We start from the raw sequence: 25473 nt of genomic DNA on the forward strand, positions 1-25473 counted from the left end.
ACAAATGAAAAAGCCTAGGTAAATATTTAACCTAGACTTAAAAGTACATAACATGCTGTTTATAGCCACTCAATTTCAATTGTTACTTCAGGAACCTCTGTTTTAGTATTATGATTTGCAATCGCATTTGTTGAAAACCAAATTTTTTTAATGAACGTTTTTAGGAAAGCATTACACTCCTCTGGGTCAAGCATCTCTATCCTATCTATTACATCAATAATTTTTTCTAACCTTCTTTGTTCTTTTTCAGTGTTTTTTAAGTTTTTTATTTGAATATCCACTAATTCCAGCTGTTGCTTTACCTGTTTAATTTGTCTCTCATTCTCCTCACTCATTACAAGAAAATCACTCTTACTAATTTCGCCGTCTGCTCTCATTATTGTTAAATTTTTTTGTCTCTTTTCAAATTTTTCTAATTGCTTTCCTAAGGAATCGACTTGATTTTTTAATTTATTTTCTTCATCCGAAGTATCAAGAGATTTTAATTTCTGAATTGCCTTTTCTAAGTCTACCTTCTTTTCTTTGACCTTATTAATCACATAATCTTCCACCGGAAGATATTTATGCCCCCTATCTCTGCAAGTATTATTGCTTATTTTATAACTACAAGATTTGATATAATCCGTTTCGTTTCCATCTATTTGGATATATCTTTTTCTTTCACAGCAATTACAATAAATTAGGTTTTGTAGTTTTCGTGTTGCTTTCTTTTTGTTGAAAAATTTTCCTGCTGTGTTTTCTTCAAGTATTTTTTGCACCTCTAACCATTGTTGCTTTTCAATGATCGGTTCGTGTGCATTTTCAACGAAAACCTCATCAACAACTCTACCGTTTACCCTTCTACATGCTTGAACTACACCATAGTAAACAACATTTCTTCTTAATGATGATATATGGGAGGAAGTTAAGACTTTTCCAATTCTACTTCTCCAACCTAGCGTATCTAATTGTTTGGCTATTTCATTCGCACTAACTCTTTCTAATGTCTTTTGGAATATGTACCTAATTATTTTTGCTTCTTCTTCAACAATGACCAATCTTTGATTTTTGTCCTTTTCATATCCCAAGGGTGCCTTATTACTGTTTGTCCATCTACCTTGTTCTGCAGCAGCTAATCGACCTCGACTTAGACGTTTTTTGATTTGCTTATACTCAAAATTTGCCAACATTGCCTGGAACGAATATAACATCTCATTACTTTCCTGAGTAAGATCAATTGCCCCTTGGGGTGTCAAAATTTTTATGTCATTTGCTATTAGCATGGTTTTAATTTGTTCTGCATAGGCATTGTCACGGGAAATCCGATCAATATCCATAACCAAAAGATAATCGTATTCATCTAATTTATTTAGCAATTGAGTTAATTGAGCTCTTTGAGTATTGATACCACTAGAAATTTCTTGATAAACGTCATAAGTCAAGTTATGTTGCTTTGCAAGTTTGACAAGAGCATTTCGATGATGTGTTAAAATTTCCTCAATATCTAATTGTTCCTCATTCCTTGATAATCGTAAATAAATCGCAGCCAATGCCATTTCTTATCCCCCTAATGTGTCATAATAAAATCATAACACATGACCAATAATAATAGAAAGTTAAAATCTGTTACCTTTCCAACCGTACCATAAATTGTGATCACGACTGTATCACCTATTTTAAATTTGGGTTTTTTCCTTTCTTTCATAGCCTCCAGCTCCTAATGATGAGTCGTGAAATTTATACGATATTATATGCTCGATTAAGAAAATCCGTACGTTATATGTAGCTCCCATTCTTTGGCAACACATCTTGCTACTGTTAAGAATCTTGCATATTTGAATCTCCAGTATGTAACTTTCTTTTAAATCACATGAAATACAAAAAAACAGAGCCTACATAAGTCATGTAGGCTCTAAAAATTCTATTATACTGCGGAAGTAATGTTCCAATTGAAAGGATCACGCATGTCCTTCCAATTTTGCAGCATCTCTTCCTCAGTTAGCAAACAGCGGTCCAAAGATGATTTTACAAGTTCCTTATCCATCTCAATTCCGATTAGGACGATTTCGCTCTTACGATCACCGAATGTTTCATCCCAATCCTCTTTTAAAGTAGGTTCTTCTTCTAAATACTGAGCTTGTTGAGCTGCTGGCAAAGCGGCTACCCAATAGGAAACTGGCTCTAATTGTACTGATGGACCCGCCTGGGAAAATAATAAAGCTAGATCATTCCTTGTTGCACACCATACAATTCCTTTTGCTCGAACAACATCTTCAGGCATTTCATCTACCCAACGATTAAATCTTTCAGAGTGAAAAGGGATTTGACTTCTATATACAAAGGAACTGATCCCATACTCTTCCGTTTCTGGTGTATGCTCAGGAGCTTCTAATTCTTGGAGCCAGCCAGCCGATTCACTTGCTGTTTCGAAATCAAACAAGCCAGTATTAAGAACTGCTGAAGGTTCAATTTTCCCCTTTGTTGAACGGTAAAATTTAGCCGCTGGTTGAAGTTTTCTTAACAAAACCTCAAGCTGTTTTAATTCCTCTTCCTTCAACAAATCACATTTATTGAGAATTAACACATCACAAAACTCAATCTGGTCGATTAATAAATCAGCAACTGTTCGCTCATCTCCTTCTCCTGCAGCCTGGTTCCTTTCCAGAAGAAGATCTCCTGAGGCTAAGTCATGCCAAAATCTATTTGCATCTACAACTGTCACCATTGTGTCCAATCTACAATGCTTCGTAAGATCAATTCCTAGCTCTTCATCAATATAGGAAAAAGTTTGAGCAACAGGCACTGGTTCACTAATCCCTGTAGATTCGATGACTATGTAATCGATATTCCCTAACTCCACAAGTCGTTCTACTTCTTTCAATAGGTCTTCTCTCAATGTGCAACAAATACACCCATTTGAGAGTTCTACAAGCTTTTCCTCAGTTCGATTTAAGCCTCCTCCTTGTTTCACTAACTCAGCATCCACATTAATTTCGCTCATGTCATTAACAATAACTGCCACTCTTAACCCTTCGCGATTTTGAAGGATATGATTCAGCAATGTTGTTTTACCTGCCCCTAAATAACCACTTAATACTGTTACTGGAATTCGTTTGTCCGTCATATTTAAATCTCCTTTTCGTTCATAAATCAAAATCATTACGATTTATTCGATAAAAAAATAGAAGCTAATATTATTTTGTCTCGCGATGTATCGTATACCGTTTTAGCCGAGGAGAGTATTTCCTTAGCTCAAGCCTTTCCGGATTATTGCGTTTATTCTTTGTAGTGATATAATTCCGATCACCTGTTTCAGTGCATTGTAGAGTCACCTTTACACGCATTAACATCACCTCCTCAAAATTATAAATCGAAATGATTACGATTTATAATTTATCCTTAATTAATATATTTGTCAAGGAACGAAAACAAAAAAACGCCAAAAGGCGTCATTTTCGTTCTGTCACGATATAAATTTCCCATGCTTCATCAAACACAACCATGCTCGGTAAATATTGTCCATTTAATTCTAAGTAATTACTCAGTTCATCATAATCTTCACTATTCTTTGGGAAGCTATGATCTTCATAGGCAGCATTAGCGAAATGGTTGATGGAATTTTGTGGTTTTGGATGTCTATATTTCATTAGAAAATGGTAGAAGGATTTGAGCATTCAAACATTTCTCCCTTTGCTCATATTTTGACTACTACTATAACTTATCTACCATCTACACGTCTACTAGCAAGACCCACCAATTAACACGATCAAAAATCAAAGTAATTCCTTTTTAGAAGTCTCGGTTTTTCCATCAACTTATATTTTTTTCTCATTAGTTAAACGTGACATTTATTGTATAATCAATATTCTTGAAAAATTCCTTTAAGACTTTTTCTGCATTGTTCTCTGCAGTTTCTAATAAACCAACAGAAATGGCATCTTGACGAATTTGGTCTTGTGCCTCAGCGGTCTTCTCAAACCCCTCATTCATTTTAGTATCAGTACGGAAAATCCCACCGTTTTCATAGGTTATTATTTTTTCCATCTGTAAGGATGGTTCCTGGATGAACTTTGCATGGGGAAGGGTAATATCTATTTCTTTTGTGTCTTCATTTATAACCATGTCCTCAGAAGTAATTCCTTTCAAATCTACACCAGCAATAACCGTCCCAGGCACAATTAATAGTAGTTCCCGCTTTGTTCCTGGTAAATTTTTAGAGATGTCTTTCCCGAAGATCTTATTATCCTCTTCTTTTATAACCGCCTTAATATGAGCTTCAGCTGTTGCCAATGTGGCTAGCTCTTGAACGTGTTCAACAAACGTGACAGACTTTTGTTTGAAGGTATTCCCCACAAATAGCCAAATCACTACTGAAGCAATGATTAAAATAGCAAAGACTGGTAAAATAATCTTCAATCTACTAGTTTTTAAGAATAACTTAAAAATTCCTTTCGGTGGAGAAAAAGTTCTTGAGTTATGATCCACTGCAATAGTTGCAGCACTTTGCTGTTGTCCTTCCTTTAATTCTATTAATAGTCTTTCTAGCTGTGCAATTTTTTCGTCTTTTTCATCTATAATTTCTCTATTTGAAACCATTTTTTCGCCCCCCATTTTTACCATTACATTGCTTATTTTCAAAATTTGTCATAAATAATATGCTGTAATCTGTTCAATTAAACGTTGTTATGTAAATTTTTGTTACTGCAAATATTCGACAAAATTCTATGAAATTCCTCCCAAAAAAATTAAAAATAGCACCCATCACTGAGTGCCGTTTGTAAGTGCAACGTATGAAAAAAATTATAAACATTCTTCTTCAAAAATCTAGGTAATTCCTATAACTCCTCAAAACTTATCCAGATACCACTCTTTTTGGTATCCACTATAAACAACTGATCCTCAATTTCCTTAAACTAAAATCTTGAATAAACCTTCTCTAGTACTTGTTTTGATTGCCATACATACATACATACATACATACATACATAACTTAACCATGCTAAGAAAAATCAAAGTAATTCCTTTTTAGAAGTCTCGGTTTTTCCATCAATTCACGATAAGAAATGACTTTTTCTAATTCTTTTGTATTAATTAGAAAGAGTTGGTCCTCAATTTCTTTCACGATGGAGTCTTCTTGATAAACCATCCCACATTCTAAGCAAACTACAGTTGGAGCCCCGGATATTTCTATCGCCTTTGTACCATCTGGCAACTCCCAATAGACTGATTGCTCTTCTATACGAATTTCACCACTATTACACCATGCGCAGTTTTTACTCATCCTTACGCCTCCTTCGTTTCTGAAGAAGACTTTTCATATTTTTCCTGTTGGGCTTTGAACTTTTTCTCCTTTAGTAAATCCCGTTTATCTCGTTTGTCCTTTAGAGAATGATGATTCGGATCACTATTATACTGATCACGGCGATTCAAGCGTTCGATCCCTTCTGGAACTAAATTAAACTTCGTATCGTTCATTAAAGCGGAAATACCAATGTTAGACCGCTTCTCCTCCATATCTGGATAAACCTCTTGGAAGTAGCCCTCTGCCGTTCCAGGAATATAATTTTCTGGCTCCGGATAAGTGGTAATGACCCCTTCAAAGTTTCTTAACACGACTTTATCAGCACTTTGAGAAATTAAATAGTTCGGCTGTAACGCAATCTTCCCGCCACCACCAGGTGCATCACAAACGAAAGTTGGCACCGCGTAGCCTGAAGTGTGTCCTCTAAGACCTTCAATAATTTCAAGGCCCTTCGAAACTGGAGCGCGGAAATGTCCAATTCCCTCTGAAAGGTCACATTGGTAAATATAATATGGGCGAACACGAATCTTCACTAAATCATGCATAAGCTTTTTCATGATTGGTACACTGTCATTAATGCCTGCAAGGATAACAGACTGATTCCCAACGGGTACACCACTGTTTGCAAGCATCTCGCAAGCTCTTTTCGAATCCTCTGTAATCTCAATCGAAGTATTAAAATGTGTATTGAGCCAAATCGGATGATATTTTTTCAAAATATTGCAGAGATTCTCCGTTATTCGTTGTGGAAAAACAACCGGTGCACGCGTTCCAATGCGGATAATCTCCACATGGTCAATTTCTCGTAAATTTTTCAATATATATTCTAAAATAGTGTCGTTAATTAATAGGCCATCCCCGCCTGAAATAAGAACATCTCTGACTTCAGGTGTGTTTCGAATATATCCTATCGCTTCATCAAGCTGTTTTTTTGGAACACCCATCCCAATCTGCCCGGAAAATCTTCTCCTTGTACAATAACGGCAGTACATGGAGCATTGATTTGTGACGAGAAAAAGGACCCTATCTGGATAGCGATGTGTAAGTCCTGGTACTGGAGAGTCTTCGTCCTCATGTAGCGGGTCTTCTAAATCATACTTTGTTTTGTGAATCTCCTTCGAAATTGGTACAGACTGCATCCGAACAGGGCAACGCGGATCATCTGGATTCATCAAAGAAGCATAATATGGCGTAATGTTTAAGGGAATCGTTTTAGTAGATATGCGCACTCCTTCTTCTTCATCAGGTGTTAAATTGATCACTTTTTTCAAATCCTCTAATGTACGAATTGTATTTGTTAACTGCCAGAGCCAATCATTCCATTGCTCCTCCGTTACATCCTTCCATAACTCAATGTCCTTCCAATGGCGCTTCGGTTTATATAAGGTTTGTTTCATCTACAAATCCCCCTACACTCTCATTTGTAGTAATTTATGCAATAATCGTGCCAATGTAGATGGGAGAAGGAAAGAACGGGTTCTTGCCTTTTATTCTATAGGGTCTGTTATTGATGGTTGTTGATTTTTTGATTTTCGACAGGTGTAGCCACTTAACCGGAGAAATTCCGTCTATTTCGAAAAAATAATGCTTATTAGGTGGAATAGGCGGAGATTTTCCACTTAATGACCTAATGAGTATTAAAATTATGAAAAATGTATAGCTTAACCGGAAAAATTCCTCTTATTCATAGAGAAATAGTTGAACTTCTTGTTTTAGCCGGAAATTTTCCGCCTATTTTTCAATGTTATAAATTCAACAGCCACCTTTAGCTGAGGAATTTATAAAAAAAATGCCGATTATTCGGCATCCAAGATTTTATATTTTTGCAATTTGTATTGTAACGTTTGCCGGGGAATTTGTAGCACCTGAGCTGCTTGTTGAATATTTCCACCCGTAGAAGTGAGAGCTTCTTCAATCAATTTCATTTCAAGCTGTTCTACCTTGTCGCGAAAAGATATAGACTTACGAGCTTCCTTACTCGGACTTTTCTGTTTATTGACATATTCCTTTAACATCATCGGCAAATCCTCTATCGTAAGTTTCGTCCCATCATAAACATTCATCATGTACTCGATCGTATGCTTCAATTCTCTTACATTTCCTGGCCATGAATAGTGGAAAAAGAGTTCCTGTACCTCTTCAGTTATTTCTACCTCGTTTTTATCTGGTTCATTAAACCGCATAATAAAATGCTCAGTTAAGAAAGTAATATCTTCCTTTCGTTCACGTAATGGAACCAATTCAAACGTGAGTACATTTAAACGATAAAATAAGTCTGCCCGAATTTGTTTGTTCTCTAATGCTTTCTTAGGATGAACGTTCATAGCCGTAATCACTCTAACATCCACCTGAATATCCTTTGTAGCTCCCACTCTCCGAACGATTCCGTCCTCTAATACTCTTAAAAGCTTCGCCTGAAGATCAATCGGCATCGCATGAAGCTCATCCAAGAAAAGTGTTCCACCATCTGCGAGTTCAAATAGTCCCGGTCTATCAACTGCCCCCGTATAGCTTCCCTTCGATGTACCAAATAGAATGCTTTCAAGGAGATTTTCTGGAATAGCAGCACAATTTTGAGCAATAAATGGCTCAGCTCGTCGAGTGGATGCGTGGTGAATCCCTTGTACAAAGAGTTCCTTCCCTGTTCCACTTTCCCCAAAAACAAGAATAGGAGAGCGAGAGAGTGCTAATTTTTCAGCTTCTTTTTTTATTTGAATAAAATATGGATTCTTCGTGAGTAGGTCATTTAAGGTGTAGGTAACTGTACTTTTGGTGTTTGAGGATTTCTTTTTGGATAGAAGCTTTTTTTGTAGGTCAACTAGTTGCTCTGATAATCTTTTCATCGAACTGTAGTCTTTGGCAATTTCCATGGCCCCAACTAACTTGTCCTCTACAAAGATCGGGAGAGTCGTATTCATCGTCTCAATCTTTTTGCCATAAGCGTTTGTGTAGCTCTGAGCCTGATTATATATGGCTTTTTCAGTTTCCATTACTAATAGGAGTGTACTCGTGCTTTTGTTTAAAGAAGGAAATGCATGGAGTAATGGTTTTCCAATCACATCCCGAATATTCATACCATCATGTCTCGCAGCAACCTCATTGTAAAAGATCGTTATTCCTTCCGTATCAACGACATGTATACCTTCATCTATTCTTGATAAAATTGCTTTCAAGACTTCGTTCGAGATAGCAATTTCTTTCGTCAAGCCTATCACCTCCAACCATTGTGCCGAAAAATCGGCACTCATCTGCGAGAATTCGGCACTTTGTATTATTCAGCTAAATTCTTCACCCAAACATTCATATCTTCAATCTTATCAAAGATATAGCAATTGTTGATTAATCTACCTCGATAGCGATAGCCTAGCTGATGCAATGCTGCGTTCATTCCAAATGAAAGACTACGAGCAATCGAGTAGGAACAAAAGATTCCCTTTATTTTTAATTGTTTCTCGAGCTTCTCTAATAGAATTTTCATCAATCCAAATTTCCTATGCTCTGGAAGCGTGGCGCAGTCTGTTAGCTCAGCATTTTTATAGGCAAAATTTATCTCAGCGGATGCTGCACTCACGATCTCATCTCCGCATGCAAAAGCATAATATATCGTGCCATCTTCCATAGTCTTTTTTATATACTCCGGATCATGCAAAGGGGTTGGATATATTTCGAATACCTGTTTATATAAATGAGCAAGCAACATCGCTTCTTCCTCTGAGACTAGCATTAACTTGTACTCTTTAGGTGGAGAAATCGTCTCGTTGTTTTGTGGAAGGGCTTGAACAGTTTTGACAATCTCGTTTTCTTTTAAAATATATTTGCTATTTCTCCGTTCAGTTTGGAAATACTTACAAAAGAAATACCCGTCTGAGCCTAAGAAATAGTGGTCGATCATCGCTTCACATTGGTATCCTTTTTCAAGCAAAGTTGCATATTGCTCTCTTCTTCCCTTGATAATGAGCTTTTCCACTTGTGAGGCAACAGCAAGCTCCTCTACCTTATTGATTGCCTCATGTAAATTCCCTCGTAGATCATCTATGCGAATTCTTTTATTAAACGGGTCCTTGTACATTTCTATAAAATAATTTTTTTCATCAATGAATGATTTCATTTTTAACTCCTCCCCGTTTATGTATCATTATAGTCATTCTCTTTAATTCTAAAGGAAGTTCCCGCGGTTTGAAAAGAAATTCCAATCGACAATTAATTAGAGTAGTGCTCGGTCACAAGAGAATAGTCCAATATAAAAAGAAATTACCCTTTTTAAAAGGATAATTTCTTTTTACTACCTTATTTACAATAGCTAGCGCCGATAATGATTAATAGGATGAACAACACAACGATTAAAGCAAAACCGCCACCATAATTAGCTCCCCCTACATAACTTGGGTAAGCATATCCATACATTGGTTGTTCATAGCAAGTATCACAGCCATAATGTTGGCCACCGTATCCGCCCTTAATTTGTTCCATAATAGCTTCCTCCCTCAAACATATATTAGGTTACTAACACTGCCAATATATGCGATAGGTACTTGACCTGTATGTGTATATGCCCATAAATATAAAAACGCTGCCTAGAAAGGTGTAGTAACTCCCTTTAGGCAGCGTTTTTCAGATTATTTTTCCTCAAACAATTTCAAATACTCCCCGTACCCTTCTTCCTCTAGCTTCTCCTTCGGAATAAAACGGGTTGCTGCAGAATTGATACAATAACGTAAACCAGTTGGACCAGGGCCATCATCAAAAACATGACCAAGATGAGAATCAGCCGACTTGCTTCGAACCTCTGTCCGAACCATAAAATGGCTTCTGTCCTCTTTCTCGATAACCTCTTCTTCTTCGATCGGCTTCGTAAAGCTCGGCCAACCACATCCTGCATCAAATTTATCTTTTGAGCTAAATAGCGGTTTACCTGAAACAATATCTACATAAATCCCATCTGAGAATTCGTTCCAGTATTCATTTTGAAATGGACGTTCTGTTCCATTATTTTGCGTTACTTCATATTGAATTGGTGTCAGTTTTTTCTTCAGATCCTCTTTATTCATTTTTCTCACCCCAGTGATTTTTTATAAATGCTGCCCTACCAGAACCTTGGCTATATGCATTGTAACGAGTTGGATTTTTCTTATAAAAGTGTTGATGATATTCTTCCGCTTCGTAAAAAGGTTTAGCAGGGAGAATTTTCGTTGCAATCGGTTTATTAAAAGGTCCGCTCTCTTGCAACTGTTGCTTCGATTCCTCTGCTAGAGCCTTTTGCTCTTCTGTATGATAAAAGATCGCTGTTTGGTAGGATTCACCTCGGTCATAGAATTGACCTCCTGGATCAGTCGGATCTATTTGTTGCCAGTAGAGCTCAAGCAGTTTTTCATATGGAAAAACATTTGGATCAAACGTAATTTGCACCGCTTCATAATGACCAGTCGTTTCACTGCAAACCTCTTCATAGGTTGGATTTTCTTTATGTCCCCCAGTATAGCCGGACATAACTTTTATAATGCCTGGCTGTTCATCAAATGGTTTCACCATACACCAAAAGCAACCACCGGCAAACGTAGCTCGTTCGTATTCTTTATTCTCCATTACTTACACCACCCAATTTTTTTCATTTCGTTGGTACTAGCAGAGAAAAACGGATATCATCATTTTTTAAGTCAAATTTATTAACCTTTACTTTAATATCGCTTTTTAGCTTCATTTTTTGAAGGGCGACGTAAATGAGCTCATCATTCGGCTGAATGTTGACCCATTCTGGAAAATCATATTGCTCACTTATAAATTTCATTACATAAGCAACAGGAAGCTGAATTTTCCCAATTTGAATCGATTTTTGCCTTAATATTAGGTCCCCATTTGAAAGAGCCTCAGGTTCAAAGGTCAACTTCATTTCAATATTCTCTGTAAATATTTTCATCGTCCCATAAAGCTCAACCTCATCATTTAAAAAGACTTCATAGGCAATTGGGCTTTTTAGTCCTTCTTGTTCAATATAATGATTGATAATTCGGTTTAAATCAGACTTGGTTGCATTGATTTGAAATTGAACTTCTTCTTGATTTACTTTGTCTCCAGTCTGGGTGTCTTCTTTTTTAATCGGAATATTAACTAGTATAAAAAATAACAACAGGATTAGAAGATTAATACCTAAAAGGAGAAAAAATAAAGTTTTCCATTTTTTAGTCATCTAGTTCGTTCTCCTTTTGCGCAGCCACATATAAATTTTCAAGAGCTTCATTTTGAAGGACAGTAAATGCCTTATCAGCCATCAATTGGTAGCCTTTATCATTCGGATGAAAGTAATCCGTATAAAGTAAATTTTCTTCGCTTTCCTTAAAGATTTCTGCAATCCCCACAAATAAAGTATTATCGTACCTCGCCAAGACCTTTTGACTCACTTGATTCCACTTATCCGTAACGAGTTCCATTTCTTTCACATCTGCAAAAAGAGTATAAAATGGATTGTACAAGCCAATCAATCCAATAGTTACATCAGGATTCTCTTTTCTTATTGTATCGAAAACGGAAGTTAAATTCTTTTCATAGCTAATGAGTTCCCGATCAAAATCCCTTAGATTGAGTTCTGGGAAATTCTCTTTCACTACTTTCATCACATCATTACCACCCGTTGTAATCAATACAATATCAGCCTTTTGAATCGAACCCTTAACTTCTTGGCTCTTTATGCGATTCAGAACTTGAGATGTACGATTTCCGCTCACACCATAGTTATAAATGGTGGTGTCCATAATACCCTTTTCTTGTTCTAGTCGCTCTTCTAAATACGGAAGGTAGCCCCCTCTTTTCGTACTATCTCCAACGCCTTGTGTAAGAGAATCACCTACAGATACGATTGTATAAGACTTCGGAAAAAAATCCGCTGGAAATGGTTCTTTTTTGTCCACGCCTGTTTCCCGATTCGATAAATAAGTTTCTGAGGAACTAGTCTGACTGCAAGCAACTAAAAGGAATAAACAAAGAAAAAAAGAGGTGAATATTCTCTTCATATTTTTCACCTTCCTTTTTTAAGCTTTCTTTAATTATAACAAGGATGGATATATACACAAAGTCATCGAGACTTAAAAACAAAAAATGGACCCAATATTAGGGTCCATTCATTGCAAAGTTTTTATATCATTAATAATATCTGCGTAAGGAGTATCACTTGCCCCAGAATAAGACTGCATGATTGTACCTTCCTTATCAACCAAGAAAAAATAAGACTGATGGATAACCTGATCCTGATTATCAGGTTTTTTTACTAACGTTTTGAAATTGTCTAACGCAAATGTTTCAATAAATGACTGTTTATAGCCAGTTAAAAAGTGAAAATTACTTTGATCTAATTCAAATTTCCCGGCATAGTCCTTCAAAATTTCCGGTGTATCAATTTCCGGGTCGACAGAAAACGAGACAAATTCAACGTTTTCTATGCCTTCCTCTTTAGCCATCTTCTGAAGCTTTGTCATATTAAAAGTCATTGGCGGACAAACCGTATCACAATTCGTAAAGATAAAATCGGCAATCCATACCTTCCCTTTTAAATCCTCTTTCCCAAACTCCTGACCATTTTGATCAGTAAAAGTAAAATCCTCAAGTTCATAGTTTAGAGGGTCTTCAATTCCTTTGCTGCCACAAGCTGTCATTAAAACGAGTACTAAAATAGTTAATAAACTGTAACGAATTTTCATTTTTCCACCTGCAATTCCCGCTTGATTCAAGGTTCATTTTAGCAGACAAGGTGTAAAGAAGAAAGGAAAAAGTCAGTACAATATGAAAATTCCAGATACCTCTTACTCCTGAGACTCATCTAATGGGATACTAATTGTAAATGTCGTACCATTGCCTTTCTCACTGACAACGTCAATTTTCCCCTTCATTCGCTCAATTATTTGATAGCAAACCATTAGACCCATTCCAGTACCCTTTTCCTTCAGCGAATAGAAAGCAGTACCTAGTCTTTCAAGTTCCCCTTTAGACATCCCGATACCACTATCTTTTATTTCAAAGACGCCGAACGAACCCTCTCGGTAGACTCTTAAACTTAAAACTCCTCCGTCCTTCATCGCTTCAATGCCATTCTTCAAAATATTAATAAGAACCTGATTGAGCTCACTTCTATTCCCGTTAACACAAATCTGCTCCTCAATTTTTGTTTCCAATTGGATATTTTTTGACATCATTGCGAAAGAATTCATTAGATCCATCGCCTTATTCGCAAGGGATACTGCATCAACTCTTTCCATGCTCTCCATATCTGGCTTAGCCAAAGAGAGATAATCATTAATAATCGTTTCGGCTCGATTCATTTCATCAATCATCAGCTTAACAAATGCCTGTTCTTCATCTGATAGCTCTTTTTTTGTTTTAAAAATTTGCAAAAATCCCTTCACTACTGTCATCGGATTACGGATCTCATGAGCAACCGATGCAGCTAATTGACCGATAGCGTTCATTTTTTCAGCTCTCTGCAGTTCCTTAAGTATTTTCGTTTTTTGAATGATATTTTCCATTTCATCAATAGCATCCTCGAATTTCGTGCTTTGACGTAAATTGTGACCACCTTCTCCCAAATGCCTAGAGGTTATCGTTAATCGCTCAAATAGAAGAGAAAGCTGTTCGGTCATGTAGTTAAATCGATTCATCAATTTTCCCAGATCTGTTTCATCAACGACCTGAAGCTTAACTTGAAAATTTCCGTTACTGACTTCATTAATCCCACTGATAATTTCGTTCACTGGTTCCAATAGCTTGTTTAATATTTTTTTGAAAATGAAGTAAACGACTATGGTTATGATCAAAAATATGAGACATAGTGAATAGACGATCTCTTTTTGAAAGGAATCGATGCTAGTTGCTTGCGTACTGATAACTAAGAGAGCGATGACCTCACCATCTTGATTAAGGAGTGGTGAAAATGCCGAGATCCAACTTGTCCCTTCAGCCTTATATACACTAGTGTTCGTAATCTCCTTGGTCTCAACAGCTTTTTCGGCAACTTCCTTGAAAACTTCTGGAGCATTAAAGCTTGTAAAAACACGCATCCCAAGCTCTTCACAGGATTCAGATGTGACAAGAGGCGTCACTCCACCTTCATTTATGTCTAACGTTAAAATATAGCCGTGTTGTACGTTCGAGTTTTTTTCATTTATTAAAGACAACTGTTCTGATAAATTTTGATAATGTGTGTCTTGAGTATCCTTTGTTGCGATCACTTTTTCCACGTTTTCATTTTGAATGATCGAACTCCATAAGGAAGTTAGACCCACTAGATGATCAATCAACTGCTCTTTCATTTCCTTCATTTGAAGTGATAAAGCAATTCCACCGGTAAATAAAACGATGCAAGAGGAGATACATAAGGTTAAGATCATAACTTTCGTATTTAGTGAAATACTTCTGAAGAATTTAAGCATACTCATCCCCTCAATAGTTATTGTTATTTTTCTTTTCGACACAATTAGGGAGAATCCTTCTTTACAACTTCAAATTTCAACATTTTAGTCATTTATGTAACCAATCACAAAGTTTGTATTGCCAATAAAAAAACCTGAACAGCTATTGTTCAGGTTTTTCTCTATCCTTACTCGAAATAATACATGAACCCAATTGCCCCAGGCCCAGTATGTGTACTTACGATCGGAGTCGTATACACAATATCGATTTCGTTATATCCAGTTAGTTCAAAAACGGTCTTTTTAACCTTTTCTGCAAGCTCCAACCCTTCAGCATGAGCGATAGCAACAGCCTTAATCGTCTTTCCTTCAACATCCTTAGCAAATTCCGTAGCTAAGTATTTAGCAGCCTTTAAATGACTTCTTACCTTGGTAACAGGTGTATAAACACCATCCTCGAGGGATGCAATCGGTTTAATATTTAGGAGAGAGCCAATAAAGCCTTTCCCTTTTCCAATTCTTCCACCCTTAATAAGATTTTCTAGCGTATCAACATAGACATATAATCTTGTATTATCACGAACTTTTTGAATAACATCGATAATCTCATCATGAGAATGACCACTTTGTGCTAATTTTGCTGCCTCGATCACTTGGAAGGATAAGCCTCTAGAAATAAAGCGTGAATCTACTACTGTCACTTTCCCTTTTGCCATACTTGCCGCAGTTTCTGCTGATTGGACCGTGCCACTCATTCCACCTGTCATATGAATGGAAATGACATCATACCCCTCATCACTCAAACGATTATACAGTTCTAAAAAGACCCCTGTAGGTGGCTGAGAGCTCTTTGGTAGTTCCTCTGATTCTTTCATTTTTTGGACGAATTCTTCCGGTGTAATATCTAGTCCATCGGTATAAACTTGTCCATCTATATACAAGGACAAAGGAACAACCTCAATCCCGTAATTATTAATTAATTCATTATCTAGATCCACTGTTGAGTCTGTTACAATTTTGATTTTATTCAATCTATCACTTCCCTATCCTAGGTTGCCTATCGCACTATTATACACGATAATTTGTTCGTAATGTTAATTATTATCTGTGAATAATGACTTTTTCTTGAACACATTGTTCTATGTTTTAATTATTTTCTATCCGTCTGACATTCGCAGATAAAATACGCTTTTCCACATTTCGACTATAATAAACTTCGCATGAATCCAATCGTTCACTTATATCATCAAGGAAATCTAATCTATTTCTAGTAACATTATTGCTTGAGTTGCGACTTTTTAAGTGGAATAATGAAGATATAATCATATATAATCAGCTTTGTTGAGTACATTGCGAGGCTAATAAAAATAAATAAACACTTGAATTGAGCCATTATAAGTATTGTTAAGGCTAATAGCGGAGGCTCTTCATTTTATATCAATTTTACTCGTGTATTATGATACAAATCGAAGAGGAAATGAGGCACTATTAAAGATGGAAAAATATGATGTTATCATAATTGGCGGTGGAGTAGCTGGAATTTCTGCGGCCATCTGGTGTAATCGACTTAAATTAGATCATCTTCTGTTGGAGTCCAATCACACTCCTGGAGGACAACTAGAACAAATATTTAATCAAATCATTGATTATCCGGGGAAAATCATCGAAAACGGAAAAGAGTTACAAAAAAACTTAATCGAACAAATAGATACCCTAAAATGTAATATTAGTTGTAATAGCGTAGTAAGTGAAATCGATTCTACTGCCAAGACAATACAGTATTTAAAAGACGGGCATAGGATTGAAGCAAGCTATCAATATTTGATCATTGCATCTGGAGCAAAGCATCGAACATTAAATGTACCCGGTGAACTGGAAATGATGGAAAGAGGAGAAGTTTATTCTGCAACCCGTCATAAAGACAAATTCACAAATAAGCAGGTCGCCATTGTCGGGGGCGGAGATCGAGCATTTGAAGGAGCTATGCTTTTAGCGAATGCCGGTGCCAAGGTTGTTTTAATTCATCACTCCGCTCATTTTCGAGCTAGAAATACATACAAAGACGGGGTATTAGATCATAAAAACATCGAAATACTCACAAATACAACCGTGAGATCGATTCAAGGGGATTCAAGGGTTGAAAGTATCGAAGTTAATCATAATGGGATGACACGCAGTATCGAAGTAGAGGGAATTCTTATCCGAATAGGAAACGTACCGAATAGTTCACTTGTCAAAAATATCGTTAAACTAGACAAGCAAGAAAACATAGTTGTTAATAAACTTGGTCAAACAAGTAACCCATCCATATTTGCAATTGGTGATGTATGTACTCCCGCAGCTTATTGCAGTATATCCCTCTCAGTAGGGCAAGGAATGATTACAACAAAGTATATATCAGAGCTACTACTTCAAAACTAGCTGTCAATTTTCATTGGTCCGGTATCTAGCACTAGATATCGGATCCTTATTTTAAAAATATCCAAGATACATGCAGTATTGAAACAGAAGTATACAAAATCACAGAGCATAAAATGAGACTTTTTAGGAAGTTCGAGATTGCCTGCCCCCTGATGAAATAGAATACTAGGAGCAGAAAAACAGATAAATAGCTCTTTAAAAGGAAAAATGACCATGGATTTTTCGAGATTAGAGCAGCCATTAATGGGTTAAGCTCTTCTATCACTCCAAATTGAATTCCAATAAATGTCACACAGCCATCAAAAAAATTTAGAACAGCTAAGTAAACGAACAAAGAAGGACCAATTCTCATAGGCGGCTACTTGGATCACGTTGATCCTCTTCCCATTTTTTAAATTTCACGAAGTCTAGATATTTTTGAAAATCCTCCTTACTCACTCCTTCATCTTTCGCCTTCTTTATCAGTGAAACCCACTCTTCGTCTAATTGTTCTTCTTCTTCCAATAAATACTCCATACTTGTTTCCAACGTTTCCGCAATTTTTGATAAAAATTGTAACGAGGGATTTCTTTGAACATTTCGTTCTATATAGCTCAAATATGATTTAGAAACACCAGCAATTTTAGCTAATTCCGATATCGAGTACCCTTTTTTGGTTCTTAACAGTTTAATCCGCTCACCTACCATTATCATTGCTCCCTTATCAAGCTAAAGAATAACGCATGAAACATACCTTTATTAAGAACATTATCATTCTTTTTAAAGTCGGTGTAAAGAGGAAAACAGCAAGAAAACAAATTAATAGAGGACTTTTTCACAAAATACAAAAATAACCGGGTGGATTCACCCGGTTTTTCAGCATTTCATATTATTCTACAGCTTCTGCTTCCCACTCTTGCTCCTTTTTCAACTTTCGTTTGTACACAAATTTTGACAAGTTGATGCTGATTTCATATAGGAAAAGTAATGGAATTGTTACTAGAGTATCTGACATGATATCTGGTGGTGAAATAACAACTGCAATGACCACCAACACAAAATAAGCATACTTTCGCATCTTCTGTAAGACGTAAGGGTTAATGACCCCAAGTGAAGTTAGAAACATAGATACTACAGGTAGCTCGAATAAGAATCCAAATGGTAATGTCGTATTCATAATAAATCTGAAATATTTATCAGCTGTAAAGTTCGTTACGACCATATCTGCACTTAATTCCACTAAGAAATTCATGATTGTAGGAAAAATAACAAAATAGCCAAACGCTAAACCTACAATAAAAAGAATAAATAGCGCTGGGATGTAAGAGAGGGAAATTCTTCTCTCGACTGGTCTTAACGCCGGCTTCACAAATAACCAAATTTGTAACGCTAAAATGGGAATCGTTCCAGCGATGGCGATGATCGTTGCGATCATAAAATAAATCCAGATGATATCACTAGGGCCAAGCACCACAAGCTTCACATCTAAATCCCTTACAAACCAATTATAGATATCGGTTACATAGATAAATCCTACGATAAAAAAGATTAAAAAAGCTGCAACCGAAAGAATAAGTCGCTTTCTTAATTCATCTAAGTGGTCAACTAAGTTTAACTCTTTATCTTCCATTCAAATCCCCTGCCAACTTAATTTCGTAAATTTTAATTAATGCCTGCTTTCGCAATGCCTCGTTTTCCTTTTAGGAAACAAACCCTTACGAAAACACTGGTCGCTAGAGGAAAGTATAACATATTTACCTCAAAACTCGCAGAAAAAAAGTGCAAGATATAAAAATCTCACACTTATTTTGTGATATTCGTTAGTTTTTGAATTTCTTTCTTTTCTTCTTCAAACTCTTCCACAACATCACTTGTTAATTCACGAGTTGATTTCTTAAATTCACGTAATGTTTGACCAAACGCTCTACCGATTTCAGGTAATTTTTTTGGTCCAAATATAATTAATGCTAAAACTAAAATTAATATTAAACCAGGTACTCCGATGTTTGATAACATTTGAGAACATCCCCTTTTTCTAACATATACTTTCTAATATGATTATAGTATTTTTAGTTCACCTAATGTGAATTATACACGAATGTTCATAAGAATTTCACATTTTCATCAAAAATACCTCGCCTGTGACAAAATTCATTTACATCCATACTTAGATAAGTAGATTAAAGAGGTCCCGATCTTTATTCACTTCTTTATACGCAAATCCCTTTTTATTTAAACGGTTAATGAGGTCGTCATAATGCTCTTTTCTTTGCAGCTCGATACCGACTAGCGCTGGACCATTTTCCTTATTATTCTTCTTCGTGTATTCAAATGTAGTAATATCATCCGTCGGTCCAAGCACTTCATCAAGAAATTCTCTTAAAGCTCCTGCTCTTTGCGGAAAGTTCACGATAAAATAATAAAGAAGACCTTCGTATAGAAGAGAACGTTCCTTTATTTCTTGCATTCTTCCAATATCATTATTTCCTCCGCTGACGATACAGACAACTTTCTTCCCTTTGATTTCCTCACGGTATAGATCAAGAGCCGCAATAGGCATCGCCCCTGCAGGTTCCGCTACAATCGCGTGTTCATTATATAGTTCTAGAATACTTGTACATACCTTACCTTCTGGTACAAGCAGACAATCGTCGAGAAGCTCTTGGCAAATATCAAAGGTCTTATTTCCAACGCTCATTACCGCTGCACCATCAACAAATTTATCAATTTTATCAAGGGTAACTACCTTCTGTTCATGAATAGACGCTTTCATTGATGGAGCTCCTAATGGTTCTACACCAATCATTCTTGTCGTAGGAGAAATACTCTTAATATACGTACTCAGGCCAGACATTAAGCCACCGCCACCGACGCTACCGAAAACGTAATCAATCGTTTCTTCGCAATCATTCAAAATTTCTACGGCGACAGTCCCTTGGCCAGCAATCACCATTTCATCATCAAATGGATGAATAAAGGCGCGCTCCTCCTTCTCTGCACAAATAACCGATTCATGGTAAGCATCGTCAAAAGTATCACCCACTAATACGATATCCACGTACTCTCTCCCGAATAACTCTACTTGACTAACCTTTTGCTTCGGAGTAGTTGTTGGCATGAAAATTTTTCCATGAACACCAAGATACCTGCACGCATAAGCCACTCCTTGAGCATGATTCCCGGCACTCGCGCAGACAACCCCATTTTTCAACTGTTCTTCACTTAATGATTTAACTTTATAAAATGCCCCTCTAAGCTTAAAAGAGCGCACATGCTGTAAATCCTCCCGCTTTAGATAGACATTGCATTCATATTTTTCCGATAACCGCTCATTCTTTTGTAACGGTGTATGGGCAACGATATCCTTAAGCTGTTGGTATGCAATAATGATATCCTCCACTTGCACCCATTTTCTTTTTAGTACTTCCTGTTCCATATCATTCCCTCACTTTTCGACCGTCTAAATTTAGAAAAATTCCAATAATTTTAATTTGATAATTATATCACGTTCTTTTGAAATATTTAAGGGAGATATTATAAAATTTTTATTTTTCTATTAATTAATAATAAAAGAGCGGAAATATACAAAAAATCCCCTCTTGGTCGACAAGAGAGGATCAAAACATTATTTTCGATCATATTTTAGAAATTCATAATCATACGGATTCTTTTCATCTTTTATTCCCTGTTCACGAGAAACTAACTCCCATGCGTTCATATCAAGTGTAGTGAAGAATGTATCTCCGTCAAATTGATGATGAATTTGTGTAATGTATAAATGGTCCACATTCGGAAGAAGGACATTGAAAATTTCCGCTCCGCCTATAACGAAGTATTCTTTTTCAGGATGTTCCTCACAAGTAGAAAGGAAATCATCAATATGATAAAAGACGGTACAACCATCACAAGTGTAGTCTTGATTTCTCGTAATAATAATATTTTCTCTTCCTGGCAGTGGTTTACCAATCGAATCAAAGGTTTTTCTACCCATGACAATTGGATTTCCCATCGTCACACGTCTGAAATACTTTAAATCCTCTGGCAGATGCCAAGGAAGCTGATTGTCCTTGCCAATGACACGATTCTCATCCATTGCTAAAATGAAGGAGATCATACACTGACAACTCCTTTAATATGAGGATGTGCTACATAATCTACTAGCTCGAAATCTTCATATGTGAAATTAAAAATATCTTTTACATCCGGATTAATTTTCATTCTTGGTAGTGGATATGGTTCTCTAGTTAATTGCAATTCTACCTGTTCAATATGATTGTTATAAATATGTGCATCACCTAATGTGTGAACAAACTCACCAGGCTCCAAATCACACACTTGGGCAACCATTAAAGTTAATAAGGCATAGGATGCAATATTGAATGGAACTCCTAAGAAAATATCTGCAGAACGCTGATACAGCTGGCAGGATAGTTTGCCATCAGCTACATGAAATTGAAATAGACAATGACATGGAGGAAGAGCCATTTTTTCTACATCTCCAACATTCCATGCATTAACAAGTAGTCTTCGAGAATCAGGATTCGTTTTGATCTGTTCAATGAGATTACTAATTTGATCAATCGTACTTCCATCTGCGCTTGTCCAAGATCTCCATTGATGTCCATAGACAGGACCTAAGTTTCCTTCTTCATCAGCCCATTCGTTCCAAATACGAACACCGTTGTCTTGAAGGTATTTAATATTCGTGTCCCCAGTTAAAAACCAAAGCAGTTCATGTATGATTGAACGAAGGTGAAGTTTTTTCGTTGTCACAACAGGGAAGCCTTCAGCTAAATCGAATCTCATTTGGTATCCGAATGTACTAATTGTACCTGTACCTGTACGATCCTCTTTTTTTACACCATTTTCCAATACATGCTTACAAAGATCTAAATATTGTTTCATCCAATCCACACCCTTACATCTATCAATTTATACACGTATACCATTTTACCATTTACTTAAGATTTTTTATATATTCATATGTTTTTGGTGCTCGTTTTTTCAAAAGCTGTCGATTTTCGTCGTCAATGTAATACATAGCAAAGGCTTCAGCAAAGTATTCTTCGGGCAATGTGACGAGATAAGTCTTGTTCTGAAATAATGCATATTTTTCTGTTGACCATATTTTAAGAAAGAGAGGATCAAATCTTAGCTTATCAAAAACGATTCGATCAATGGAGTGTGCTAGTTCATGGAGTTCAAGATTAACAGAACCATGTCCCATCCCCTTTTCACTATGACCGACCTTAACTAGAACAAAGTTACCTCCGCCAATCCCAGGCACTTCATCCCATTTCTTATCACTCTTGTAGCCTCTTGGAATAATGCCTTTTAAATGGGCTGCTGTTGGATTATCAATCAACTTGCCAACAAATAGCTTCAAATAAATATCATTCTGCTGTATTTTAGTTAAAAGAGAACGAGGCAGCTTTTGGATATTTGAGACCATTTGAGCAGCCTTTTCCTCATCAAATTTTTCCTCTGGTAAAATCACAATCTCATTAATCGTGTCTTTTTCATTTAAATATAAGCTCTCTTTTAATAAGGAAGCCTTTGGATAGTCTCGTAAAAGAATTCCATCTTCAGAGGCATTTGAGCTTCCTAATAGAGTAAGAGAGAGTAGACAAATTGTTAGAATAAGAGCCTTTTTGCGCATCTCATTCTCCCCTTTCAGTTCTTTAGGAGGTATAGTCATGGATGAGTTCATTGATTCATCACACACACTTTATGCCATCTATGTAAAAGTGCCTTGTGAATACAATATAGAAATTGGGAGACTTGGAGTCATCAATCTAGACAAAGACACTCTCGATTATTTGCGTCCGTACTATTAATATTACTAAGATTATAACATATGAAAATAGTATTGGAGAGTGTCAGCTCGCTGAGAAAATAAGGAAAAAAGAGGGAGGAATCTATCCAGTAACTAGATTTGGAGCATCTGACTGTCGATGTACTTCACATTTGATTTATGCGGGGAATTAAAGAAGACTGCCGAGACCGGCAGCCTTCTTATCTTTCGATTTTTTTAAACCTGTAGACCAAAGTTACGGCACAATGCTGCAAGTCCGCCTGAAAAACCACTACCGACGGCATTAAATTTCCAATCTCCATTATGTTTATAAAGCTCGCAAATTACGACGGCTGTTTCAACAGAGAAGTCCTCACCAAGATCAAAGCGTAAAATTTCTTGATTCGTATCTTCGTTCACAATGCGTGCAAAGGCGTTTGAAACCTGACCGAAATTTTGATTACGTCTATCCGCATCATGAATCGTAACGGTAATCGCTATACGCTCTATATTGGCGGGAACTTTACTGAAATCAATTCTAATTTGTTCATCGTCCCCATCACCTTCACCGGTGCGGTTATCACCAGTATGTTCAACAGCACCAGAAGGATGGGCCAAATTATTATAAAAGATAAAATCTAAATCCTGGGTAGCTTTTCCATTTCCATCTGTTAAGAAGGCACAAGCATCTAAATCAAAATCTTGCCCGCCATCATAGCGGTTCGTATCCCACCCTAAACCAACGATAACTCGAGTAAGACCTGGGTTCGTTTTCGTTAAGTCAATACGCTGACCTTTTGATAAGTTAATACTACTCATATCTTCACCTCTTAATAGATTTGATTAGAATTGTCTCTTAAGAGTAAGTTCTAACAACCTCACTTAAGCCCGCTGCATTTGTACCAGTACCAACTGCTCCAAACTTCCAGTCAGCCCCATGACGATAAATTTCACCGACAATTAAGCTTGTTCTGCCATTATAATCATCAGTCAAATTATAATGAATTAATTCCTGGCCATTCGTAGGGTTCACGACACGAATGAAGGCATTACGAATCATCCCAAAATGCTGTCTTCTCTTAACGGCATCATAAATATTTACAACAAAGACAAGCTTTTGAATATCAGAAGGAATTCGGCTCAATTCAATATGAACTTGTTCGTCATCGCCTTCCCCTTGTCCAGTAAGGTTATCACCAGAGTGTTGTACACTACCGTCACTGCTTTTTAAGTTTCCAAAATAAATAACGTCTCGATTATTCTTAAGCTTATCTCCAGCACCAAGCATAATAACAGAAGCGTCACAGTCCACATTCGAACCTCCGCCTCCACCAAATAGGGAACCAAGAAGGCCTCCACCTCCGCGGTTCTCTACTGGATCCCATCCTAGTCCTACCATAATTTTTGAAAGTCCTGGATTCCCTTTTGTTAAATCTACGCGTTGACCTTTTTGTAAACTAATTGCCATGTCTCTCACCTCATCAAATTATTGTTAATCCTATTTTTTACCCTTGCAACTTCATTTGCTTAAAGTTTTCTTGTAGCTGTTCGAGCTTTCTTGTACCTTCAGCTCTTATACGCTTATTTTCTTCTTCAATCGATTTTGTTTCCTGCATGCCCTTCATAATGACATTCCAAGATTCTTCGATTGTTTCAATCTTGATGCTTGGACCACCAGCTAGTCTTGCAATATCCACACTTTGCTGAGAAATGTTTTGCGCATTGCGCAGAAGCATTTCATTCGTGCGGCGATCAAGTTCGCTCATTGAATCAGCCACAAGCTTTTGTCTTTTGGCAGCTACCGCTTGAATTAGGCCATTCTTGAAAATTGGGATGGTTGTCACAAAAGCAGAATTGATTTTTCCAATTAACTTTGTGTTCCCTCTTTGAAGTAGTCTAATTTGTGGTGCTGTTTGTAAAGCTACCATTTTTGCCATTTCCAAATCATAGACTCTTTGTTCAAGTAACTCGACTGCATTTCTCAATGTATCAAGCTGCATACTAGCCATCTGGTCGCCTGTTGCCGCACGTGATTCTAGAAGTGGAAGCTGGTTTTTCAACTCCTCAACCTTCATCCCACCTGCCACAACATATTTCTCTAAAGTAAGATAATATTGATAGTTTTGCTCATACATTTGCTCAAGCATATGAGTAGAATCAACCATTTCACTTTGATACTTCGAGATTTCTACGTATACCTTATCAATCTCGCCACCCATTGTTTGATATTTTCCAAAAAGCTTCTCAATGACTTTTTCACCTTTTTTGAATAGCTTTCCAAAAACGCCGCCAGAGGTTTTCTCAAAGTCTTTTTTATCAAACTTATCCATGATTCGTCCGAGTTGTTTTAATAACTCGCCTGAATCCTCAACTTTGGTAGCACGCATATTGCCTAAAATTTGATCGGAAAATCTTGAAATTTGTACTGCAGGTTCTTTCCCGAATTCTAATACTTGAATTTGGTCCTTTTCGTCAATCGAACGTGCAAGCTGTTGAACTTCAGGCTCATTTCGAAGAGCAAGCTTAATCTCTGAAACTTTCGTTTCCGATAATTTGTCATCAGCTGTCTTTGTGAGCAAGTCCACCTGCGTATTTTGATTCATAGT

General features: G+C 36.7%; 31 protein-coding genes and 1 pseudogene. 3 read left to right on the forward strand and 29 right to left on the reverse strand.

Translation table 11 applies throughout. From position 1 onward, the window contains the following. Positions 1 to 59 precede the first annotated feature (59 nt). From FAR12_RS12380 to FAR12_RS12465, 18 genes and pseudogenes are all read right to left on the reverse strand, one after another. Entirely contained in the window at positions 60 to 1535 is a 1476-nt protein-coding gene (locus tag FAR12_RS12380; RefSeq protein ID WP_126408974.1) for a recombinase family protein, read from the reverse strand. Positions 1536 to 1588: 53 nt separating this feature from the next. Continuing rightward, positions 1589 to 1684: pseudogene (locus FAR12_RS24235) on the reverse strand (hypothetical protein); the annotation flags it as partial. A gap of 219 nt (positions 1685 to 1903) precedes the next feature. Next, a complete protein-coding gene (locus tag FAR12_RS12385; protein WP_126408975.1) occupies positions 1904 to 3103 on the reverse strand; it encodes a GTP-binding protein in 1200 nt (399 codons plus the stop codon). A gap of 70 nt (positions 3104 to 3173) precedes the next feature. Further along, a complete protein-coding gene (gene rpmG, locus FAR12_RS12390) occupies positions 3174 to 3323 on the reverse strand; it encodes a 50S ribosomal protein L33 (protein ID WP_126408976.1) in 150 nt (49 codons plus the stop codon). 105 nt (positions 3324 to 3428) lie between these two features. Then, entirely contained in the window at positions 3429 to 3653 is a 225-nt protein-coding gene (locus FAR12_RS12395) for a YozE family protein (protein ID WP_126408977.1), read from the reverse strand. Positions 3654 to 3810: 157 nt separating this feature from the next. Continuing rightward, the gene (locus FAR12_RS12400; RefSeq protein ID WP_246010381.1) at positions 3811 to 4575 is read right to left on the reverse strand and encodes a DUF4230 domain-containing protein; all 765 of its coding nucleotides are present in this window, start codon (positions 4573 to 4575) and stop codon (positions 3811 to 3813) included. A 403-nt stretch (positions 4576 to 4978) separates the two neighbouring features. Continuing rightward, positions 4979 to 5260, reverse strand: a complete 282-nt coding sequence (locus FAR12_RS12410) for a YokU family protein (protein ID WP_126408978.1) — start codon at positions 5258 to 5260, stop codon at positions 4979 to 4981. Between the two features lie 2 nt (positions 5261 to 5262). Further along, positions 5263 to 6678: a lysine 2,3-aminomutase gene (gene kamA / locus FAR12_RS12415; RefSeq protein WP_126408979.1), complete on the reverse strand. Its 1416-nt coding sequence runs from the start codon at positions 6676 to 6678 to the stop codon at positions 5263 to 5265. A 399-nt stretch (positions 6679 to 7077) separates the two neighbouring features. Further along, entirely contained in the window at positions 7078 to 8487 is a 1410-nt protein-coding gene (locus tag FAR12_RS12420; protein ID WP_126408980.1) for a sigma-54 interaction domain-containing protein, read from the reverse strand. Between the two features lie 65 nt (positions 8488 to 8552). Further along, positions 8553 to 9389: a putative beta-lysine N-acetyltransferase gene (gene ablB / locus FAR12_RS12425; RefSeq protein ID WP_126408981.1), complete on the reverse strand. Its 837-nt coding sequence runs from the start codon at positions 9387 to 9389 to the stop codon at positions 8553 to 8555. Between the two features lie 179 nt (positions 9390 to 9568). Beyond that, positions 9569 to 9685: a YjcZ family sporulation protein gene (locus FAR12_RS24090; RefSeq protein ID WP_126409034.1), complete on the reverse strand. Its 117-nt coding sequence runs from the start codon at positions 9683 to 9685 to the stop codon at positions 9569 to 9571. Positions 9686 to 9897: 212 nt separating this feature from the next. After that, a complete protein-coding gene (msrB, locus tag FAR12_RS12435) occupies positions 9898 to 10329 on the reverse strand; it encodes a peptide-methionine (R)-S-oxide reductase MsrB (RefSeq protein ID WP_126408982.1) in 432 nt (143 codons plus the stop codon). Then, positions 10322 to 10864, reverse strand: a complete 543-nt coding sequence (msrA, locus tag FAR12_RS12440; protein ID WP_126408983.1) for a peptide-methionine (S)-S-oxide reductase MsrA — start codon at positions 10862 to 10864, stop codon at positions 10322 to 10324. The genes msrB and msrA overlap by 8 nt, the downstream gene beginning before the upstream one ends. A 22-nt stretch (positions 10865 to 10886) precedes the next feature. Continuing rightward, positions 10887 to 11465, reverse strand: a complete 579-nt coding sequence (locus tag FAR12_RS12445; RefSeq protein WP_126408984.1) for a YpmS family protein — start codon at positions 11463 to 11465, stop codon at positions 10887 to 10889. Beyond that, positions 11458 to 12285: an SGNH/GDSL hydrolase family protein gene (locus tag FAR12_RS12450; protein ID WP_126408985.1), complete on the reverse strand. Its 828-nt coding sequence runs from the start codon at positions 12283 to 12285 to the stop codon at positions 11458 to 11460. Before FAR12_RS12450 ends, FAR12_RS12445 begins: the two co-directional genes overlap by 8 nt. A gap of 108 nt (positions 12286 to 12393) precedes the next feature. After that, positions 12394 to 12969 carry an SCO family protein gene (locus FAR12_RS12455; protein WP_126408986.1) on the reverse strand — a complete coding sequence of 192 codons (576 nt, stop codon included), beginning with the start codon at positions 12967 to 12969 and terminating at the stop codon, positions 12394 to 12396. 102 nt (positions 12970 to 13071) lie between these two features. Further along, entirely contained in the window at positions 13072 to 14694 is a 1623-nt protein-coding gene (locus FAR12_RS12460) for an ATP-binding protein (protein WP_170972192.1), read from the reverse strand. Positions 14695 to 14861: 167 nt separating this feature from the next. Beyond that, on the reverse strand, positions 14862 to 15704 hold the full coding sequence (locus tag FAR12_RS12465) for a DegV family protein (protein ID WP_126408987.1): 843 nt from the start codon (positions 15702 to 15704) through the stop codon (positions 14862 to 14864). Between the two features lie 463 nt (positions 15705 to 16167). Here FAR12_RS12465 and FAR12_RS12470 point away from each other — a divergent pair, with 463 nt between their 5' ends. After that, complete coding sequence (locus tag FAR12_RS12470) at positions 16168 to 17094, forward strand: NAD(P)/FAD-dependent oxidoreductase (RefSeq protein WP_126408988.1); 927 nt, start codon at positions 16168 to 16170, stop codon at positions 17092 to 17094. 46 nt (positions 17095 to 17140) lie between these two features. On the opposite strand, the gene FAR12_RS24170 is transcribed toward FAR12_RS12470, so the two are convergent. The 8 genes from FAR12_RS24170 to FAR12_RS12505 all read right to left on the reverse strand — a co-directional run bounded on the left by FAR12_RS24170 (position 17141) and on the right by FAR12_RS12505 (position 22732). Next, positions 17141 to 17446, reverse strand: a complete 306-nt coding sequence (locus FAR12_RS24170; RefSeq protein WP_221767356.1) for a DUF5658 family protein — start codon at positions 17444 to 17446, stop codon at positions 17141 to 17143. Beyond that, positions 17443 to 17781 carry a helix-turn-helix domain-containing protein gene (locus tag FAR12_RS12475; protein WP_126408989.1) on the reverse strand — a complete coding sequence of 113 codons (339 nt, stop codon included), beginning with the start codon at positions 17779 to 17781 and terminating at the stop codon, positions 17443 to 17445. The genes FAR12_RS24170 and FAR12_RS12475 overlap by 4 nt, the downstream gene beginning before the upstream one ends. A 181-nt stretch (positions 17782 to 17962) precedes the next feature. After that, the gene (tatC, locus tag FAR12_RS12480; RefSeq protein ID WP_126408990.1) at positions 17963 to 18703 is read right to left on the reverse strand and encodes a twin-arginine translocase subunit TatC; all 741 of its coding nucleotides are present in this window, start codon (positions 18701 to 18703) and stop codon (positions 17963 to 17965) included. 173 nt (positions 18704 to 18876) lie between these two features. Continuing rightward, complete coding sequence (locus FAR12_RS12485) at positions 18877 to 19089, reverse strand: twin-arginine translocase TatA/TatE family subunit (RefSeq protein ID WP_126408991.1); 213 nt, start codon at positions 19087 to 19089, stop codon at positions 18877 to 18879. Positions 19090 to 19240: 151 nt separating this feature from the next. Then, entirely contained in the window at positions 19241 to 20509 is a 1269-nt protein-coding gene (ilvA, locus tag FAR12_RS12490; protein WP_126408992.1) for a threonine ammonia-lyase IlvA, read from the reverse strand. Positions 20510 to 20698: 189 nt separating this feature from the next. Next, complete coding sequence (locus tag FAR12_RS12495) at positions 20699 to 21187, reverse strand: dihydrofolate reductase (protein WP_126408993.1); 489 nt, start codon at positions 21185 to 21187, stop codon at positions 20699 to 20701. Next, entirely contained in the window at positions 21184 to 21978 is a 795-nt protein-coding gene (locus FAR12_RS12500; RefSeq protein WP_126408994.1) for a thymidylate synthase, read from the reverse strand. The genes FAR12_RS12495 and FAR12_RS12500 overlap by 4 nt, the downstream gene beginning before the upstream one ends. A 52-nt stretch (positions 21979 to 22030) precedes the next feature. Further along, positions 22031 to 22732 carry an anthrax toxin lethal factor-related metalloendopeptidase gene (locus FAR12_RS12505; protein WP_126408995.1) on the reverse strand — a complete coding sequence of 234 codons (702 nt, stop codon included), beginning with the start codon at positions 22730 to 22732 and terminating at the stop codon, positions 22031 to 22033. Positions 22733 to 22769: 37 nt separating this feature from the next. On the opposite strand from FAR12_RS12505, the gene FAR12_RS23820 reads away from it, so the two are divergent. Together FAR12_RS23820 and FAR12_RS23825 are read left to right on the forward strand one after the other, a co-directional pair. Continuing rightward, on the forward strand, positions 22770 to 22910 hold the full coding sequence (locus FAR12_RS23820; RefSeq protein ID WP_246010382.1) for a hypothetical protein: 141 nt from the start codon (positions 22770 to 22772) through the stop codon (positions 22908 to 22910). Between the two features lie 31 nt (positions 22911 to 22941). Beyond that, positions 22942 to 23061 carry a DUF123 domain-containing protein gene (locus FAR12_RS23825; protein WP_246010385.1) on the forward strand — a complete coding sequence of 40 codons (120 nt, stop codon included), beginning with the start codon at positions 22942 to 22944 and terminating at the stop codon, positions 23059 to 23061. A gap of 43 nt (positions 23062 to 23104) precedes the next feature. On the opposite strand, the gene FAR12_RS12515 is transcribed toward FAR12_RS23825, so the two are convergent. The 3 genes from FAR12_RS12515 to FAR12_RS12525 are packed head-to-tail and all read right to left on the reverse strand — an operon-like array spanning position 23105 to position 25470. Beyond that, the gene (locus FAR12_RS12515) at positions 23105 to 23686 is read right to left on the reverse strand and encodes a TerD family protein (protein WP_126408996.1); all 582 of its coding nucleotides are present in this window, start codon (positions 23684 to 23686) and stop codon (positions 23105 to 23107) included. 37 nt (positions 23687 to 23723) lie between these two features. Then, positions 23724 to 24335, reverse strand: coding sequence for a TerD family protein (locus FAR12_RS12520; RefSeq protein ID WP_126408997.1), 612 nt, complete (start codon positions 24333 to 24335; stop codon positions 23724 to 23726). Between the two features lie 37 nt (positions 24336 to 24372). Next, positions 24373 to 25470, reverse strand: coding sequence for a toxic anion resistance protein (locus FAR12_RS12525; protein ID WP_126408998.1), 1098 nt, complete (start codon positions 25468 to 25470; stop codon positions 24373 to 24375). Between the last annotated feature and the right edge of the window lie 3 nt (positions 25471 to 25473).

The organism is Bacillus yapensis (assembly GCF_005280205.1).
GTDB classification, from domain to species: domain Bacteria; phylum Bacillota; class Bacilli; order Bacillales; family Cytobacillaceae; genus Robertmurraya; species Robertmurraya yapensis.